This window comes from Arthrobacter ruber (genome assembly GCF_002954225.1).
In the GTDB taxonomy this organism is placed as follows: domain Bacteria; phylum Actinomycetota; class Actinomycetes; order Actinomycetales; family Micrococcaceae; genus Arthrobacter_D; species Arthrobacter_D ruber.
In genome coordinates this window covers 91,536-109,156 of the sequence record NZ_PPTH01000013.1, presented here as the reverse complement: position 1 = coordinate 109,156, position 17,621 = coordinate 91,536, and the positions used below count along the sequence as shown (strand labels likewise).

The 17,621-nt window shown below is 71.4% G+C and carries 14 protein-coding genes; 9 read left to right on the top strand and 5 right to left on the bottom strand.

Features of this window, described 5'->3' with window-relative positions:
• The first annotated feature begins 10 nt into the window (after positions 1-10).
• The 3 genes from CI785_RS04445 to CI785_RS04435 are packed head-to-tail and all read left to right on the top strand — an operon-like array spanning position 11 to position 2,975.
• On the top strand, positions 11-793 hold the full coding sequence (locus CI785_RS04445; RefSeq protein ID WP_105030884.1) for a lysophospholipid acyltransferase family protein: 783 nt from the start codon (positions 11-13) through the stop codon (positions 791-793).
• Positions 790-1,836, top strand: coding sequence for an NAD(P)H-dependent glycerol-3-phosphate dehydrogenase (locus tag CI785_RS04440; protein WP_105030883.1), 1,047 nt, complete (start codon positions 790-792; stop codon positions 1,834-1,836). The genes CI785_RS04445 and CI785_RS04440 overlap by 4 nt, the downstream gene beginning before the upstream one ends.
• On the top strand, positions 1,833-2,975 hold the full coding sequence (locus CI785_RS04435) for a D-alanine--D-alanine ligase family protein (RefSeq protein ID WP_105030882.1): 1,143 nt from the start codon (positions 1,833-1,835) through the stop codon (positions 2,973-2,975). The genes CI785_RS04440 and CI785_RS04435 overlap by 4 nt, the downstream gene beginning before the upstream one ends.
• 109 nt (positions 2,976-3,084) lie before the next feature.
• Here the strand turns inward: CI785_RS04435 and CI785_RS04430 are convergent, their stop codons facing one another.
• Together CI785_RS04430 and CI785_RS04425 are read right to left on the bottom strand one after the other, a co-directional pair.
• On the bottom strand, positions 3,085-4,143 hold the full coding sequence (locus CI785_RS04430) for a YeiH family protein (RefSeq protein ID WP_240614999.1): 1,059 nt from the start codon (positions 4,141-4,143) through the stop codon (positions 3,085-3,087).
• A 229-nt stretch (positions 4,144-4,372) separates the two neighbouring features.
• Positions 4,373-7,909, bottom strand: coding sequence for a bifunctional proline dehydrogenase/L-glutamate gamma-semialdehyde dehydrogenase (locus CI785_RS04425; protein ID WP_105030880.1), 3,537 nt, complete (start codon positions 7,907-7,909; stop codon positions 4,373-4,375).
• 149 nt (positions 7,910-8,058) lie between these two features.
• Here CI785_RS04425 and CI785_RS04420 point away from each other — a divergent pair, with 149 nt between their 5' ends.
• Together CI785_RS04420 and CI785_RS04415 are read left to right on the top strand one after the other, a co-directional pair.
• A complete protein-coding gene (locus CI785_RS04420; RefSeq protein WP_105030879.1) occupies positions 8,059-8,970 on the top strand; it encodes a LysR substrate-binding domain-containing protein in 912 nt (303 codons plus the stop codon).
• Positions 8,971-9,372: 402 nt separating this feature from the next.
• Positions 9,373-11,106 (top strand): ABC-F family ATP-binding cassette domain-containing protein, encoded by a 1,734-nt coding sequence (locus CI785_RS04415; RefSeq protein ID WP_105030878.1) that lies wholly within the window; start codon positions 9,373-9,375, stop codon positions 11,104-11,106.
• A 135-nt stretch (positions 11,107-11,241) separates the two neighbouring features.
• Here the strand turns inward: CI785_RS04415 and CI785_RS04410 are convergent, their stop codons facing one another.
• Positions 11,242-11,472 (bottom strand): DUF3072 domain-containing protein, encoded by a 231-nt coding sequence (locus CI785_RS04410; protein WP_105030877.1) that lies wholly within the window; start codon positions 11,470-11,472, stop codon positions 11,242-11,244.
• A gap of 284 nt (positions 11,473-11,756) precedes the next feature.
• Between CI785_RS04410 and CI785_RS04405 the strand changes: the two genes are divergently transcribed.
• On the top strand, positions 11,757-12,596 hold the full coding sequence (locus CI785_RS04405; protein ID WP_240614998.1) for an SDR family oxidoreductase: 840 nt from the start codon (positions 11,757-11,759) through the stop codon (positions 12,594-12,596).
• 70 nt (positions 12,597-12,666) lie between these two features.
• On the opposite strand, the gene CI785_RS04400 is transcribed toward CI785_RS04405, so the two are convergent.
• Entirely contained in the window at positions 12,667-13,524 is an 858-nt protein-coding gene (locus CI785_RS04400) for an SMP-30/gluconolactonase/LRE family protein (RefSeq protein ID WP_105030876.1), read from the bottom strand.
• Between the two features lie 47 nt (positions 13,525-13,571).
• A complete protein-coding gene (locus CI785_RS04395) occupies positions 13,572-14,060 on the bottom strand; it encodes a DUF3515 family protein (protein WP_105030875.1) in 489 nt (162 codons plus the stop codon).
• A 201-nt stretch (positions 14,061-14,261) separates the two neighbouring features.
• On the opposite strand from CI785_RS04395, the gene CI785_RS04390 reads away from it, so the two are divergent.
• The 3 genes from CI785_RS04390 (at position 14,262) to CI785_RS04380 (ending at position 17,589) form a co-directional block, all read left to right on the top strand.
• A complete protein-coding gene (locus CI785_RS04390; RefSeq protein ID WP_105030874.1) occupies positions 14,262-15,077 on the top strand; it encodes a hypothetical protein in 816 nt (271 codons plus the stop codon).
• 87 nt (positions 15,078-15,164) lie between these two features.
• On the top strand, positions 15,165-16,163 hold the full coding sequence (gene rfbB / locus CI785_RS04385; protein WP_105031014.1) for a dTDP-glucose 4,6-dehydratase: 999 nt from the start codon (positions 15,165-15,167) through the stop codon (positions 16,161-16,163).
• A gap of 4 nt (positions 16,164-16,167) precedes the next feature.
• Positions 16,168-17,589 (top strand): sugar nucleotide-binding protein, encoded by a 1,422-nt coding sequence (locus tag CI785_RS04380; RefSeq protein ID WP_105030873.1) that lies wholly within the window; start codon positions 16,168-16,170, stop codon positions 17,587-17,589.
• Positions 17,590-17,621 lie beyond the last annotated feature (32 nt).

Here is a 17,621-nt window from a genome sequence, read left to right as displayed (position 1 = left end):
GTCCGGGCACATGGGGGAGTCACGGGGCTCACGGGCCATGTTCACGTTCCTCGCCTCCTGGGTGAGGCCGCTCATGAACGCGCTCATGGCCAAGGAATGGCACGGGCAGGAGAAACTGCCGCGCGGGACGGGCATGATCGTGTGCCCGAACCACGTCACGGAGATCGACCCCGTCGTGGTGGCGCACTTCCTGTACAACCAGGGCGTGATGCCGCACTTCCTCGCCAAGGCGTCCCTGTTCGAGGTGCCGGTGATCGGGTCCATCCTGCGCGTCATCAAGCAGGTCCCCGTGGAGCGCAGCTCGGCCGGGGCGAACCGCTCGCTCGAAGCGGCACGCGAGGCCCTCGCCGACGGCGGCGGGATCATCATCTACCCCGAGGGCACGCTCACGAGGGACCCGGACATGTGGCCCATGAAGGGCCGGACGGGAGCCGCCCGCCTGGCGCTCCAGACGGGGGCGCCGGTGGTGCCGATAGCGCACTGGGGCGCCCATGAGGTCTTCCCGCGCTACGCCAAGCGCTTCCACCTCTTCCCGCGCAAGCGCTCCCGCGTGCTCGTCGGCGATCCCGTGGACCTGTCGGACTTCCGGGACGCCCCCCTGACCAGGACCACGCTCGACGCCGCGACCGACCGCATCATCGATGCCATCACCGCCCTGCTGGCGGAGCTGAGGGGCGAGGAGCCCCCCACGGAGCGGTGGGACCCGGCGCAGAAGCAGCAGAAGCGGACCGGCCGGAACTTCCAGGCTGACGACGGGAACCCGGACGGTCCGTCGGACGGGGTTCCCTCGTGACCGTCACGGGGACCCGGAGCGCGCCCCCGGGAAAGATCGCCGTGCTCGGCTCCGGCAGCTGGGGGACGACGTTCGCGAAGGTCCTCGCCGATGCCGCGGACGGCACGACCGTCATGCTCTGGTCGCGCCGCCCCGAAGTGGCCGAGGAGATCACCACGGACCACCGGAACTCGCGCTACCTCGGGGATACGCAGCTGCCGCCCAATGTCTCCGCCTCCGCCGACGTCGGAGCGGTCCTCAGGGGGAGCGAGCTCGTGATCCTCGCCGTGCCCGCCCAGACCCTCCGGGCGCAGCTGCCCGCCTGGCGCCCGCTCATCCCGCCGTCCGCCGTTGTCGTGTCCCTCATGAAGGGCCTCGAGGTCGGCACCGACGCACGCATGAGCGAGGTGATCGCGGAGGAGCTCGCACTGCCGGCGGAGCGGATCGCCGTGCTGTCCGGGCCCAACCTGGCCATGGAGATCGCCCGCGAGGAGCCCACGGCATCGGTGGTCGCGTGCCCCGACCATGACACCGCCGCGTGGATCGCTGCGGCATGCACGGCCTCCTACTTCCGGCCGTACACCTCTACCGACGTGATCGGTGTGGAGATCGGCGGGATCGTCAAGAACGTGATCGCCCTCGCCGTCGGCATCTGCGAGGGACGCCGCATGGGCGACAACACCAAGGCATCCGTCATCACGCGCGGGCTCGCAGAGACGACGCGCCTGGCCGTGGCGCTCGGAGGCAGAGCCGAGACGCTGGCCGGACTCGCGGGCATGGGCGACCTCATCGCCACGTGCTCCTCGGCGCTCTCGCGCAACCACACCGCGGGCCACCTCCTGGGCCAGGGCCTCACCCTCGACCAGGTCACGGTGCGCATGAATCAGACCGCGGAGGGCATCAAGTCCGCGCAGGCCGTCCTCGATTCCGCCACGAAACTCGGCGTCGACATGCCGATCACCGAGAGTGTGGTGGCCGTCCTGCAGGGACGCCTGTCCGTCAACGACCTCGGGCCGCGCCTGCTGGCCCGCCACCTCAAGCCGGAAGGCGATTCCGCTCCGTGACCACCGACACCCCCGTCTCCTCCCGCAAGCCGCGTGTCCTCGTGCTCTTCGGGGGCCGCTCGAGCGAGCACGCCGTCAGCTGTGTGACCGCGGCAGGCGTCCTCGAGGCCATCGACAGGACCCGGTACGACGTGGTGCCCGTGGGGATCACGAAGTCCGGCCGGTGGTCGCTCGTCTCGGCAGACCCGTCCGCGTGGTCGCTGCGCTCCGACGTCCTGCCCGAGGTCACCGCGACGGAGCAGGCCGTGGTCATGGGCTCGGCCGCCGGGAACGGGTCCGGCCAGGAACTGCTCGTCGCCGCGCCCGGGTCCGTGCCCGAGAGCCTCGGCGGCGTCGACGTCGTCCTGCCGCTCCTTCACGGGCCGTTCGGTGAGGACGGCACGCTCCAGGGAATGCTGGAGATGGCCGACACGCGCTACGTGGGCGCCGGCGTCCTGGCATCCGCCGTCGGCATGGACAAGCACTACATGAAGGTGGTCTTCGCCGCCGCCGGGCTCGAGGTGGGTCCGTACGAGGTGGTCACCGACCGCCAGTGGCGCACCGACGACGAGGCCTGCCTGGCGCGCGCCGGGCGTCTCGGATTCCCCCTGTTCGTCAAGCCGGCCCGTGCCGGGTCCTCCATGGGCATCAGCCGCGTCGCGGACGCCTCCGGACTCCGTGCCGCAGTGGAGGCCGCCCGGGTCTTCGACCCGAAGGTGGTCATCGAGGCGGGCATCGAGGGCCGCGAGATCGAGGTGGCGGTCCTGCAGGGACGCGGCCTCCAGGCACCGCGCACGTCGCTGCCGGGGGAGATCGCCGTGCAACCCGGCGAGCACGCCTTCTACGACTTCGAGGCCAAGTACGTGGATGGCGCTGCCGCCGAGCTCTCCTGCCCCGCGGACCTGCCACCGGACGTGCTCGACCGCGTGCAGGTGCTCGCGGGCGAGGCCTTCGAGGCGATCGGGGCCGAGGGACTCTCGCGCGTCGACTTCTTCTACACGCCGTCGGGGGCGCTCGTGATCAACGAGATCAACACCATGCCCGGCTTCACACCCATCAGCATGTACCCGCAGATGTGGGCCAAGTCCGGCCTCGGCTACACCGAGCTGATCGACGAGCTGATCGGCCTCGCGCTGGACCGCGGGACCGGCCTTCGCTGATCCCGCGTCTGCCGGGCCTGTCGTTCGTGCCTCCGGGCGCAGCGACCCGGCGGGCGTGATCGAGGACGCCGACTGAGGAGCGGGAGGCGGTCCGGCGGAGGAGCCGCTGTCAGGCCAGCAGGAGTACGCCGGCGAGCGACATCCCCGCCAGGAGAGCGGTCGAGGCGGCACCGACGACGGCGAAGCGTCCGCCCGTGCGTGCCAGGCGGCGTAGGTCGATGCCTGCCCCGAGCCCGAACATGCCGGCGGCCAGGAGGACGGTGGTGGCCGTACGGCTTCCCTCGAGTACCGGCGCCGGCAGAAACCCGAGCGAGCGGATGACGACCATGCCGAGGAACCCCAGGACGAACAGCGGCACCAGGGGAGGGCGGGTGACCGGGCGCGGGAGGCCCGGGGCGGCGGTCGAGGGAGAGCGGCCCGGCGAGGCCGCTGCCCGCCGCCGCTCGCCGAGGGATGCCACGGCCGCGACCGGTGCGAGCATCAGGACCCGGCCGAGCTTGACCACGGTCGCGACGGCGAGCGCGGTGGCCCCGGCGGTGCCGGCGACCGCCACGACCTGCGCCACCTCGTGGACCGCCAGTCCCGCCCACATGCCGAAGTGGTCCTCGGGCAGCCCGAGCACGCCCCCGAGCACGGGGAGCACGACGATCATGAGGGAGCCGTAGAGGGTGACCATGGCGACGGCGCTCGCGGTCTCGTCGTCGTCGGCGTCCACGACGCCCTGGAGGCCGGCGACGGCGGAAGCGCCGCAGATCGAGAAGCCGGCGGCCATCAGTGTTGCACCGGCACGCGTGAGTCCCAGCCGCATGCCCAGGTGGAGCGTCCCGACGTAGCTCAGCACCACGCACGCGATGATGAGCCCGAGGACCGGAAGGCCGAGCGCCACGATGTCGGGCAGGGCGAGCTGCAGGCCCAGGAGGACGACGCCGGCCCGCAGGAGTCTCTTGGTACCGGCCGTCACACCGGGCCGCAGTGCGGGTGTGTAGCGGCCGGAATTGCCGAGGAGGATTCCCAGCACGAGGGCGATCACTAGAGGACCGAGGACGGACTGCACCGATCCGAGGAGGACGGCGACGGCCACCCCGACGGCGACCACGGCCAGTCCGGGTGCCAGTGACCGGGCGCGCATCCCAGGCTGGGCGGTGCGACCGGACGGTGCTGGGGGCATGGTGGATCGCTTCCGGGGTGGGCAGGCGTAGGGGAGGTTGCTTCCGGTCATTGTTTCACGGGAGGTGGGGCAGTACGTGCTTCCCTCTCCAGCTGCAGCGCGCCGCCGCCTCGTCCGGTCGGCGAGCCGCCCGGTGTGTCGCCACGGGGGCGGGCCGCCGCGCCGGCTGTGCGTGCTCGACAGCGAGGAGCACTGCACGGCCGGCGGGCGGCCCGGGTGGGAGATGCCGCTAGATCAGGCCGTCGGTCAGGGCGTTGGGCGTACCGAAGCGGTGAGCCGTGACGCTGATGGCCTGCTCCTGCAGGAACGGCAGCAGCTCGATCCGCCCGGACTCGGTGACGGGCTGAGCGTAGACCGCGAGGTCGGGCCGCCCTCCGGTCACGGCGGCGAGGGCTGATGCTCCCTCGCCGATGAGCCGCACACGGCGGATCTCAAGGGTCGCCGCCCGGGCCAGCCAGGCGGAGTCGTCCTCGGTGGTGAGGCTCTCGACCAGCCCGGTCAGGGCGGACCGCAGCGCCGCTGGCAGCTCGACGGCGGACGAGACGGTGACGGGCGACCCGGCCGCCGCCGCGGCGAGCAGGACACGGACGAGATCCACCACGGGAGCACCTTCCGCCAGCCGCACCGTCACGGGGTGGGGCAGGTAGCGGAAGAGGTTGCGCTCGGCGGCGAGAGCCGACACGTCGCGGACCTGGCCGAACTCGCTGCTCCATGCTGCGGCGTCCGAAGCGGCCGCGCGGGTGAGGCGGGCGACGTCGGCGTCGGGCAGGCCAGCGGAGCGGGCCGCGGACAGCAGGGGCGCGACGACGGGCAGGGGAGCGCCCTGCGCCTCCGACGACCGGGGGGACCACGACCCGAGTCCCACCAGATAGTTGGGGCCGCCTGCCTTCGTGCCGGCACCGACGGCGGACTTCTTCCAGCCGCCGAAGGGCTGACGCTGGACGATGGCCCCGGTGATGCCCCTGTTGATGTAGAGGTTGCCGGCCTGCACGCCGTCGATCCAGGTGGCGATCTCCTGCGGGTCGAGCGAGTGGATGCCGGAGGTGAGGCCGTAGTCGATGTCGTTCTGCAGCGCGATGGCCTCCTCGAGGGTCGCGGCGGTCATGACCCCGAGGATCGGCCCGAAGTACTCCGTGAGGTGGTAGGTCGACCCCCGCTTCACACCGGTGCGGATCCCCGGGCTCCACAGGCGTCCCGAGTCGTCGAGCCGCTGCGGCTCCAGTGCCCAGGATTCACCCTCGCCGAGCGTGGTCAGGCCGTCGAGCAGCTTGCCCGCCGCGGGCTCGATCACGGGCCCCATCTGCGTGGTGGGGTCCGCCGGGTAGCCCACGGACAGCGAGCCGACGGCGTCGAGGAGCTGGTTGCGGAAGCGCTGCGACGTCGCGACGCTGCCCACGAGGATCACCAGGGACGCCGCCGAGCACTTCTGGCCGGCATGGCCGAACGCGGACTGCGCCACGTCCCGTGCGGCCAGGTCCAGGTCCGCGCTCGGGGTCACGATGATGGCGTTCTTGCCGGAGGTCTCCGCGAGCAGCGGCAGGTCCGTGCGGAAGGACCGGAACAGCTCGGCCGTCTCGTAGCCGCCGGTGAGGATCACGCGGTCAACCCGCGGGTCGGAGATGAGCTGACGCCCGAGGTCGCCCTCCTCGACCTGCACGAGGTGCAGGACCTCGCGCGGCACGCCCGCGGCCCACAGTGCCTCGATCATGACGGAGCCGGACCGGCGCGCCTGCGAGGCGGGCTTGATGATCACCGAGGATCCGGCCGCGAGGGCTGCCAGGGTGGAGCCCGCGGGGATCGCGACCGGGAAGTTCCACGGCGGCGTCACGACGGTCAGCCGGACGGGAGAGAACACGGCGCCGTCGACGTCGTCGAGCTCGCGGGCGCGCTCGGCGTAGTAGTGGGCGAAGTCCACGGCCTCGGAGATCTCCGGATCGGCCTGGTCCAGCGTCTTGCCCGTCTCGGCGGCCATGACCTCCATGAGTTCGGCCCTGTGCGCCTCCAGGGCGTCGCCGGCGCGGTGCAGGATCACGGCGCGCTCGGCTCCGCTGAGGGAGCCCCAGGCGCCGGAAGCGGCGACGGCGCCGGTGATGGTCTCCTCGAGGTCCTCGGCGCGGGTGAGCGTCGTGGCGGCGACGACGTCGTTGCCCACCTCGGAGGTGGCGACGCGGTCGAGGATCGCACGGCCCCACGCCCGGTTGGCCGGGAGGGAGGGATCGGTGTCGGGCGTGTTCGTGAAACCGGTACCCGGGTGCGGCCGGGCGGGGACCGCGCGGTCCTGCCGGCGGTTGGGTGCCGGGATCGAGGTGTCCAGAGCCGCCAGGGAGGCGAGGAAGCGGTTCTTCTCGCGGTCGAAGAGCGCCTCGTTGTCGGAGAGCTCGAAGACGGCGGACATGAAGTTGTCCTGGCTCGCGCCCTCCTCGAGGCGGCGGATCAGGTACGCGATGGCGACGTCGAACTCGCTCGGGTGCACCACCGGCGTGTAGAGGAGCAGGGATCCGACATCGCGCCGGACGGCCTCCGCCTGGCCCTGGGCCATGCCGAGGAGCATCTCGAACTCAATGCCGTGGCGGACGCCGCGCTCGCCGGCGAGCAGCCAGGCGAAGGCGAGGTCGAACAGGTTGTGCCCGGCGACGCCGACGCGCACGTTCTCGATGCGCCCGGGCTGCAGGGCGTAGTCGAGCACGCGCTTGTAGTGCGTGTCCGAGTCCTGCTTGGTGCCCCAGGTGGCGAGCGGCCAGTCGTGGAGCGAGGCCTCGACCTGCTCCATGGGCAGGTTGGCACCCTTGACCACACGCACCTTGATGCCTGCGCCGCCGGCGGCGCGGCGGGCCGCAGCCCACTCCTGCAGCCGGATCATGGCGGCCAGGGAATCGGGGAGGTAGGCCTGCAGGACGATGCCGGCCTCCAGGTCCCTGAACTCGGGCCGGCCCAGGATCTCCATGAAGACCGCGATGGTCAGATCGAGGTCCTTGTACTCCTCCATGTCCAGGTTGATGAACTTCCGCTTCTCCGACCGGGCAGCGAGCGCGTACAGGGGGGCGAGCTTCTCGGCGACGTGCTCCACAGCCTCCTCGAAGGCCCAGGCCGGGTGCGGGGCGACGGTGGAGGACACCTTGATGGAGACGTAGTCGACGTCGGGGCGCTCGAGGAGCCGCACGGTGCCGGCCAGGCGGCGCTCGGCCTCGGAATCGCCGAGGACCGCCTCACCGAGGAGGTTGACGTTCAGGCGGATCCCTTCGCGCCTGATGCGCCCGATGGACCGTCCTAGCTTGGCGTCGGACGCGTCGATGATGAGGTGCCCCACCATCTCGCGCAGCACGCGACGGGCGACGGGGATGACCACCTGCGGCAGGACGGGGGCGACGGCGGCACCCACCTTCACGGCGGAGCGCATGTACCAGGGGAGGAAGGCGGGCACCTTCGGGGCGAGGGCGCGGAGGTTGCGGGCGGCCACCGAGAGATCCTCGGGGCGGATGACGCCGTCGACGAAGCCGACCGTGAAGGCCAGCCCGTTCGGATCCTTCAGGACGCCGGCGAGCTGCTTCGCCGAGGAGTCCACCGGTACCTTCGACGCCTCGGTGAGCCAGTGGCGCACCAGGGCGATTGACTGCTCCGGCAGCGTTGCCGGGATATCCGTGGTGCCGCCGGGACCGGCGGAGAACTGGGGGGAGGCGACGTCGGCGACCGGGGTGGTGGTCACTGACGCATCGCGGGGTGCCGGGGTGGTGGCGATGCCCTCGAAGGGCGGGAGCTGGGTTGTCATGGCGACGGCTTTCGGTCGGGCGTCTTCCGCCGGGCACAGCGGAAGGTGTTTCCTGCTCAGTATCGGCGCCATCGTACGATTAGGAAAAGCGATGATTACTGAACGGTACTCATCAGGAAAACCGATCTGACTCTGCAACGGGAGGCGCCGTGCTCGACCTGCGCAGACTGCGCCTGCTCCGCGAACTCAAGATCCGGGGCACACTCGCCGACGTCGCTGCCGCACTGAGCTACAGTCCGTCCTCCGTCTCGCAGCAGCTCGCCCTGCTGGAGAAGGAGGTGGGCGTGGAACTGCTGCGCAGCACGGGACGCCGCGTGGTCCTCACCGCTCAGGCCGAGGTGCTCGTCGCCCACACCACGGAACTGCTCGAGACGCTCGACCGCGCGGAGGCGGACCTCGCGGCGTCACTCACCACGGTCTCGGGCACCGTCCGCGTGGCGGTCTTCCAGTCGGCCGCGCTGGCGCTCATGCCCGGAGCCCTCACCGCCATGACGCGCGACTACCCGGACGTCCGCGTGGAGATGGTGCAGCGGGAACCGGAGACGGCACTGTGGGAGACGTTCGCCCGTGACTTCGACCTGGTGATCGCCGAGCAGTACCCCGGACACGCCGCTCCCCGCCACCCGGAACTGGACCATGTGCCCCTCACCGAGGACGCGATCCGGCTCGCCGTCCCGCTCCGGGGCCACGACCACGCGGACATCACCACGGTCCCGGAGGCCGCTGCCGCAGCGTGGGTCATGGAACCCAGGGGAGCGGCATCCCGCCACTGGGCCGAACAGGCGTGCCGGCGGGCCGGGTTCGAGCCGGACGTCCGCTACGAGACCGCCGACCTCCAGGCGCAGATCCGGCTCATCGAGTCGGGCAACGCCGTCGCGCTCATGCCGGACCTCGTCTGGACCGGACGCAGTGTCCCCGTGCAGCTCCTGGACCTCGACGACGTCCCGCGGCGCTCCATCTTCACGTCGGCGCGGCGCGCGGGTGCGCAGCGCCCCGCCGTCCTGGCCGTCCGCGAGGTCCTCGGACGGGCGGCCGCGGAGGTGCGGCGTCCGCCGTCGTAGGCCGGCGGCGCACGACGGCCCAGATTCCACGTCCCGCCGCCATGCCGGGGAGGGCGCCTGCCCGACGCGTCTCCGACCGGAGGGGAAGGTTGCAGGGCGGCCTGAGCCGCCCTGCAACCCCCGTCGAGACTCATCCCGCCGGCTGCTTGACACGATGGGCCTCTCCTCAAGTCGACAGCAGGCCGCAGGAACATTCAATCGCCGGGTAGGCAGAAGCGGTTTCCACCAAGGTGTGCCTCTGCACCCGCGGGTCACCCGTGGAGCGACGTCGCATCGCCTCGTCGCCCTGGTGTCCGCCGGGCGCGCTCTGGCTATAGTTGTCCCGTGCTCAGCTGATCCTTCTCCCGCTCCTGCGTCGGTGGCCGATGCCCGGCAGGTGTCCGATCGAGCCCGAGGTTCCCCATGACCGCCTCTCCTTCTCCCCGCTCCGCAGCGCACCTGCGCGTCGACGGCGTCTCGAAAGCCTTCGGTGCCCGGCGGGTCCTGAGCGACGTGTCCTTCACGGTCGCGGCGGACCGCACCGGCGTGATCGGCGACAACGGGTCCGGCAAGACCACCCTGCTGCGCATCATCGCGGGCCTGCTGGAACCCGACGGTGGAACAGTGTCCGCCACGATCCCCGGGGGTGGACCACTGCGGGTCGGACTCCTGCACCAGGAACCGCCCTTCCGAGCCGGGTCGACGATCACGGAGGCCCTGGAGTCGGCCGTCGCCCCGATCCGCGCTGCGGCGGCAGCCGTCGCCATCGCCGGCCAGGCCCTGGCGGACACCCCCGGGCAGGAAGCGGCGTCGGTGCGCTTCGCGTCCGCCCTCGAGAACGCCGAGCGCGTGGGTGCGTGGGACGTCGACGCCCGCATCTCCGCGATACTGTCGGGTCTCGGCCTGGCCGACCTGCCAGGGTCGCGACGAACACGGCACCTCTCCGGCGGGCAGCGCTCCCGCCTGTCCCTGCTCTGGCTGCTGCTCAGCGCGCCCGATGTTCTCCTGCTGGACGAGCCGACGAACCACCTCGACGACGACGCGGCCGAATACCTGCGCGGGCTCCTCTCCGCATGGGCCGGTCCGGTCCTGATCGCGAGCCACGATCGTGCGTTCCTCGACGACGTGGTCACATCACTGGTGGACCTGGACCCGGCCCCTCTACCGCAGGCGACCGCCGGCGCCCTGATCGGGGACGGGGAGGGGGCCGGCATCGGGGTCACACGCTTCACGGGCAGCTACACGGACTACCTCTACGCCCGGCTGGAGGTACGCGAGCGCTGGGAACACCAGTACCGCGAGGAACAGGCCCGCCGCCGGCGGCTGCGCGCCGCCGCCCCGGACCACTACGTCGTGGGACACGAACACTGGACGCCGCGCTCGGAGGTGCGGGGAGCCGCCAAGTTCTACGCCGACCGCAATGCGAGGACGGTCTCCCGGCGGGTCAACGACGCCGCAGCCCGTCTCGAACGGCTCGAGGAACGGCAGATCCGCACGCCGCCCCGCGAAATGCGTTTCCAGGGACTCACGGCCGCAGGCGCACCCTCGGGCATCGGCGGGGATCGCACGGGCCCGGTGCTGACCGTCACCGACGCCGCCGTCGACGGCCGACTGCATCCCACGTCACTGGTCGTCGGGCCCGGGGAGAAATGGCTGATCACCGGGCCCAACGGCTCCGGGAAGTCGACACTCCTGCACCTCCTCGCCGGAGAGCTCGCGGCGACGTCGGGCTCGGTCACACGGGCAGCCGCGCTCAGCATCGGTCTCCTCGCCCAGGACGTCGATCTCGCGGACCCGGGACACCGGGGTCCGGACCGCACCGCTCGCCAGGCCTACGAGGACCTCGTGGGACCCGAGCGTGCGGACCTCGTGCCCCTGCACACCTTCGGCCTCCTCGCACCGCGGGACGAGGGACGGCCGGTCCGGGTCCTCAGCGTCGGTCAGCAACGCCGCCTCGCCCTTGCCGTGGCCCTCGCCGGCCCTCCCGATCTCCTGTTGCTCGATGAACCGACCAATCACCTGTCCCTGCTCCTGGCGACACGATTGGAAGCCGCGATACCCCACTACCCCGGCGCCGTCGTCGTGGCCTCCCACGACCGGTGGCTCCGGCGCACCTGGCAGGGACGCCACCTGGACCTGTCGACGGGACTGCCGTGACGGTTCGGTGCCTACGACGGTGTCGGCCGGCTCGCCGGCCCCGAAGGCCGATCCCACTGTCCGATGCGGATCACCCGGAACCGTCGACCAGTCCCGGTGACATCCACCGGACAGTGGGACCGGAGCGACACAGGATCAGGAATCGTCGCTGAGTCGCTTGCTCTTGCCCTGGAGACGGTCGATGTGCTCGGACGCCTCGGCCTTGTTGATGTCCGCCGGGATCTCCTCGCCGGCCTCGCGTGCGAGCGTGTCGAGGTAGCTGCGCTGTGCGGCGGTCATCGGCTCGTCACCCGTGACCCAGTCGGACGGATCCCGTTCGAATCCACCCTCGGGCTCGGAGTTCGGGCTTCCCAGTGTGTCTGCCATGTGAGTTCCTGTTCGTCGTAGCCGGCTGAAGTCATCAGTGTACTTACTGTCACCGACACCCTCGCCGGGGTTCGTGATCAGCACCGATGGGCCCCGTCACGGGCCCCTGATCGGTCCGTTCCAGGGGCAGGACGGATTCGGCCGTGTACCGCATCGGGCGTGGGTGCCCCTCGTGCAACGGGTTTCCGGACCGGGCGTCCGCTTCCCTTCGATTACTAAGGGTGCTTACCGTAGGGGGACGGGGAAGCCACGGACGCGATCGCCCGCAGACACCAGGAGGAACAGTGACCCAGCCACCACAGCAGCAGGACGTGCCCGGCACCACCGACGCGATGGATCCCACGCCCGACCACGGGGAGCAGACCTACCGGGGGTCCGGCCGGCTCACAGGCAAGAAGGCGGTGATCACCGGCGCCGACAGCGGTATCGGCCGCGCCGTCGCCATCGCCTACGCACGCGAGGGAGCGGACGTCCTCATCAGCTACCTGAACGAGGACGACGACGCCCGCGAGACGGCCCGCTGGGTCGAGGACGCCGGGCAGAAGGCCGTCCTGTTCCCGGGCGACCTCGCCGACCCGGCAACGTGCCGCGCGGTCATCGACAAGGCCGTCGAGGAGTTCGGCAGGGTGGACGTCCTCGTCAGCAACGCCGCCTTCCAGATGACGCACGAGACCATCGAGGAGATCCCGGACGAGGAGTGGGACTACACGCTCGCCGTGAACCTCAGCGCCTTCTTCCACCTCACGAAGGCCGTCCTGCCGCACATGGGACCGGGCGGATCGATCATCGGATCGAGCTCGATCAACTCGGACAACCCGGTGCCCACCCTGATGCCCTACTCGGCCACGAAGTCGGGCATCGCCAACATGACGGCCTCCATGGCCCAGCTCCTCGCCGAGCGCGGCATCCGCGCCAACTCCGTGGCTCCCGGCCCCATCTGGACGCCGCTGATACCCGCGACGATGCCGGAGGATCAGGTGGAGTCGTTCGGTCAGCAGGTACCGATGCAGCGCGCGGGCCAGCCCGCGGAGCTCGCGCCGGTGTACGTGATGCTCGCCTCCGACGAGGCCAGCTACGTCTCGGGCGCGCGCATCGCCGTCACGGGTGGCCAGCCGATCCTCTGACGTCCCGCACGACCCTTCCGCGGATGTTCAACAGCAAGCGTCCGCGGAAGGGTGGCCACCCTGCGCAGGCCTACCCCCTGAACATCGGCAGGGGAGCGCCGGCCACCCCTGCCTCGACGGCGAAGAGTGCGCCGGCGGAGGACTCCGATCCCTTGGGGATGTTCTCCTGCGTCGTCGTGATGAAGAGGGTGCGCAGCTCCGGACCGCCGAACGCGCAGGCCGTGACGTTGGTGACCGGCAGCGGGATGTGCTCCGCGAGCCGGCCAGAGGCGTCGTACCGCGCCACGGCTCCGCCGCCGTACAGCGCCGTCCAGATGCCACCCTCGGCGTCGATGGCCATGCCGTCCGGCATGCCGAGCGCCGGCTCGACGACGGTGAACGTGCTGCGGTCGGTGAAGACTCCGGCGTCGACGTCGTAGCCGAGGGCATCGATGCGGCCCGTGGGGGTGTCGCTGAAGAACGCGGTGCCGCCGTCGGGGGAGAAGTGGAGGCCGTTCGAGACGGTGATACCCGACAGCAGGGTCGAGACGCCGTGGTCCCTCCCGAGGGAGTAGAGGGCCCCCGCTCCGAACCCGCCCTCCCAGCCCATCGAGCCGCACAGGAACCGGCCCGCGGTGTCGCAGCCGCCGTCGTTCATGCGGACCGCGCTGTCGCCGAACGCCGCAGGGCCCTGCTCGAGGACGGTGAAGGAATCGTCCGCGAACACGAACCCGCGCTCCACGCCGAGGACGTACCCGCCCGCTTCGCGCCCGCGGATGACGGCGGCCAGGCGCGGGTGGACGTCGTGCCGGTCGAAGGAACCGTCCTCGTGGCGGACCAGGAGGTCGCCCTCCGTCATGTCCACCAGCAGCAGCTCGCCGCGGCGAGGGTCCCAATAGGGACCCTCCCCGTGGAAGGTGATGACATCGGAGATCTGCTCTGCTTTCACGGTGCCTCCCGGCGGTTGTGGAGTGCTGCAAACAGGGGGACGCGGCGTCAGCCGCCCGACGGTACGGGGGTGGCGTCGGACAGCGCGACGCACGCGCGGGTCTGATCCACACGCGCGACGGCGGCGCCGAGCTCCACGAGGACGGTGCTCGAGGCGACCTCGTCGGGGTCGAAGAGGACCTCGACGGCGGGATCACGCCCGTAGGTGGTGGCGGTCCACGCCGGGTCCCCCTCCCGGACCACCCAGTCGACGTCGTTCACGGTCACGCACGGATCGGTGGTGGGACTGGGGACCACCACGCCGCACCGGAGCACCACCTTCGACGGATCGCCCCACGCGGAGGTCGCCTGGCTGTTCGTGTCCCGCTGCTCGTTCTCCGCGACGAGCGGCGGCAGGGCGATCATGACGTCGGCGCAGCGAGCGTTCGCCGCATCCTCGGCGGGATCGACGTCGACGACGGACGCGCACCCCGCGAGCCCGGCCGCGAGGACCGCGACGCACGCGAGGGAGGCCGCGGACCGGGGGAGAGCAGGCATGCTCCCACCCTAGTAGGTCGCGCAGGCTGCCGTGGCGGGCGCGGCACGACACGGTGCAGGCGCCTCCGGGGATGAGCCGGGAGCGGCGATCGGCCGACCGTACACTTCAGGAGCCACAGCCGAATCCAGGCTGCTGGTTCCCCACCGCACCCGGCGTCGCCCCGCGCGACCCGCCGCTGCGAGAGCCCGAGCCGAGGACGAATGACCCCGCACCACCGCCGCACCCTGCCGACCACCGCCAGCACCCGGATCCTCTCCGGCGCGGCCGCCACCCTCCTCGCCGGGGCGGTTCTCGCCGCACCGGTGCCCGCTCTCGCGCTCGAGCATGCCGGGTCCGGGTCAGCCCAGGTCGCGCCCGCCGTCGTCGCGCCGGCGGTCGTGGGCGGGCAGGAGCCGTCCGTCCCCGGCGAGAACTCCGACGGGCAGACCTTCGTCGAGCCCGTCCCGGCCGGTCCCGATCCCACGGTGACCTCCGGCACCGACCCCGCCACGGGCTTCCTGATCAACACGCGCACCGGCTTCCTCGTGCATCCCGCCACCGGGCATCTCATCGAGCCGGGCACCGGGAACCTCGTGTTCGCAGACACGCTCATCTACACCAACCTCCGGTACGACGCCGCCTCGGGCGAGGCCGTCGCGATCGCGGGTGAGACCGTCGTCCCCGGCTCGGTGCCCACGCCCACGCCCACGTCGACGCCGACCCCGGAGCCCACCGCGACCGCTCCCGCGCCCACCCCCGAGGCCTCGGCCACCGCGTCCCCGGAGGCGCCCGTCGCAGCGCCCGTGGTCCCCTCGACCGCCCCGACCGCCCCGAGCGCGTCGACGACGACGACGCCGCGGTCGAGCCGGTCGGCGACGACCCCTGCGCCGGCCGCGAGCAGCACCCCGGTGGCCGTCGAGGAGGAACGCGCAGCCTCCCTCGCGCCGGTCGCGTGGATCGGCGCCGGGCTCCTGGCCGCCGCGCTCGTCATCACCGCGGTCGTGGTCGCGCGGCGCCGCGGCAGCCACCAGTCCTGACCGTGGACCGCGACCGGACGGCCGCCGCGTGGTCCCGTCCGGTCGCGGAATCGGGTGAAGCAGGGCCCTGCCGGTAAAGTGCAGGACGTGAAGAATCTCTTGGTCACCGGCGGCGCCGGCTTTATCGGATCCAATTTCGTCCATTACCTGATGGAGCACACCGACGCCTCCGTCACCGTCCTCGACAAGATGACGTACGCCGGCAACCACGCCTCGCTCGAGGGGCTGCCGAGCGGGCGCTTCGAGCTGGTGGTCGGGGACATCGCGGACGCCGCCGTCGTCGATCCCCTCACCCAGCGCGCCGACGCCGTGGTCCACTTCGCCGCCGAGTCGCACAACGACAACTCCCTGCACGATCCCCGGCCGTTCCTCGACACGAACATCATCGGCACCTACACACTGCTCGAGGCGGCGCGTCGCTACGGGACCCGGTTCCACCACATCAGCACCGACGAGGTGTACGGCGACCTCGAGCTCGACGACCCTGAGCGCTTCACCGAGACCACGCCGTACAACCCGTCGAGCCCCTATTCGTCCACGAAGGCCGGCTCGGACCTCCTGGTGCGCGCCTGGGTGCGCTCCTTCGGCGTCCGAGCCACGATCAGCAACTGCTCGAACAACTACGGGCCCTACCAACACGTCGAGAAGTTCATCCCGCGGCAGATCACGAACGTGATCGACGGCGTACGCCCCAAGCTCTACGGCGAGGGCCTGAACGTGCGCGACTGGATCCACGCGAACGACCACTCCTCGGCCATCTGGGCCATCCTGAACAAGGGTGAGATCGGGCAGACCTACCTGGTGGGCGCCGACGGCGAGCGCAACAACAAGGACGTCGTGGAGCTGATCCTCAGCGAGATGGGCCGGCCTGCGGACGCCTACGACCACGTGGTGGACCGCGCCGGCCACGACCTGCGCTACGCCATCGATTCGACGAAGCTGCGCACCGAGCTCGGCTGGAAGCCCGAATTCCACCACTTCGAGCAGGGTCTGCGCGACACCATCGCCTGGTACCGCGACAACGAGGCCTGGTGGCGTCCGCAGAAGGCCGTCACCGAGTCCAAGTACACCGAGCTGGGGCAGTAGGCGCATGGGACCCGTGTTCTCGAAGCCCCTCGCTGCCCGCGAGACGCCCATCCCGGGTGTCGTCCTGTTCGACCTCCCCGTGCACGGTGACAACCGCGGCTGGTTCAAGGAGAACTGGCAGCGGGCCAAGATGACCGCCGCCGGGCTGGAGGACTTCGGGCCCGTGCAGAACAACATCTCCTTCAACGAGACCGCCGGCACCACGCGGGGTATCCACGCCGAGCCCTGGGACAAGTTCATCTCCGTGGCCACCGGACGCGTGTTCGGCGCCTGGGTGGACCTGCGCGAGGGGCCGTCCTTCGGCGCCGTCTTCACCGCAGAGCTCGACCCGTCGACGGCGATCTTCATCCCGCGTGGCGTGGGCAATGCCTTCCAGACCCTCGAGGACGGGACGGCGTACACCTACCTCGTCAACGACCACTGGTCGGCCGACGCCCAGGACCAGTACGTGTTCCTGAATCTCGCCGACGAGACCGCCGGCATCGCCTGGCCCATCCCGCTGGCCGACGCGGAACTGTCGGACAAGGACAGGAAGCACCCGCGCCTGGCCGGGGTCAGGCCGCTGGCACCCCGGAAGACGCTCGTCGTGGGGGCCGACGGCCAGCTCGGCAGGGCCCTCCGCAGCGCGCTCGCCGACCAGCCGTCGGTGGAGTTCGCGTCCCGCGCCGAGCTCGACCTCCTGGGCGGGGACCTCGACGGCGCCCGCCCATGGTCGGCGTACGGCACCATCGTCAACGCCGCCGCGTACACCGCGGTCGACGCCGCCGAGACGCCCGAGGGCCGGGCGGACGCCTGGGCCGTCAACGTCACGGGCGTCGCGGCCCTCGCCCGGGTGGCGAGCGCTCACCGCCTGACCCTCGTGCATATCTCCAGCGACTACGTGTTCGACGGGTCCCGCGAGGAGCACCCCGAGGACGAGCCGCTCAGTCCGCTGGGTGTCTACGGGCAGACCAAGGCCGCCGGCGACGCCATCGTGGCGACGGTGCCGCGCCACTACATCCTGCGCACCAGCTGGGTGATCGGCGAGGGGAACAACTTCGTGCGGACCATGGCGGCCCTGGCCGGGCGCGGCATCTCGCCGAGCGTCGTCGACGACCAGGTGGGCCGCCTGACGTTCACCGAGGACATCGCCGGCGCCATCGTGCACCTGCTGGGTACGGGCGCGCCGTACGGCACCTACAACGTGACCAACGACGGCGCTCCGCAGAGCTGGGCCGACATCGCAGCCGAGGTCTACGCGCTGTGCGGAAGGGATCGCGGGGACGTCACCGGCGTCAGCACCGCCGAGTACTTCGCCGGCAAGGACGCGGCCCCGCGTCCCCTGCAGAGCACGCTCGACCTCGCGAAGCTCAAAGCCAGCGGCTTCGTGCCGGTGCCCGCCGCGGACCGCCTCACCGCCTACGTCGCCGGCCTGACCAGGGCGTGATGGGTACCCGGCCGTCCCGGGTCGCGTGTCGG

Excerpts from the sequence above, each read along its gene's own strand:
- CI785_RS04445 (WP_105030884.1), top strand. The coding sequence starts at position 11 with ATGGGGGAGTCACGGGGCTCACGGGCCATGTTCACGTTCCTCGCCTCC.
- CI785_RS04430 (WP_240614999.1), bottom strand. The coding sequence starts at position 4,143 with ATGCCCCCAGCACCGTCCGGTCGCACCGCCCAGCCTGGGATGCGCGCC.
- CI785_RS04425 (WP_105030880.1), bottom strand. The coding sequence starts at position 7,909 with ATGACAACCCAGCTCCCGCCCTTCGAGGGCATCGCCACCACCCCGGCA.
- CI785_RS04415 (WP_105030878.1), top strand. The coding sequence starts at position 9,373 with ATGACCGCCTCTCCTTCTCCCCGCTCCGCAGCGCACCTGCGCGTCGAC.
- CI785_RS04410 (WP_105030877.1), bottom strand. The coding sequence starts at position 11,472 with ATGGCAGACACACTGGGAAGCCCGAACTCCGAGCCCGAGGGTGGATTC.
- CI785_RS04395 (WP_105030875.1), bottom strand. The coding sequence starts at position 14,060 with ATGCCTGCTCTCCCCCGGTCCGCGGCCTCCCTCGCGTGCGTCGCGGTC.
- CI785_RS04390 (WP_105030874.1), top strand. The coding sequence starts at position 14,262 with ATGACCCCGCACCACCGCCGCACCCTGCCGACCACCGCCAGCACCCGG.
- CI785_RS04380 (WP_105030873.1), top strand. The coding sequence starts at position 16,168 with ATGGGACCCGTGTTCTCGAAGCCCCTCGCTGCCCGCGAGACGCCCATC.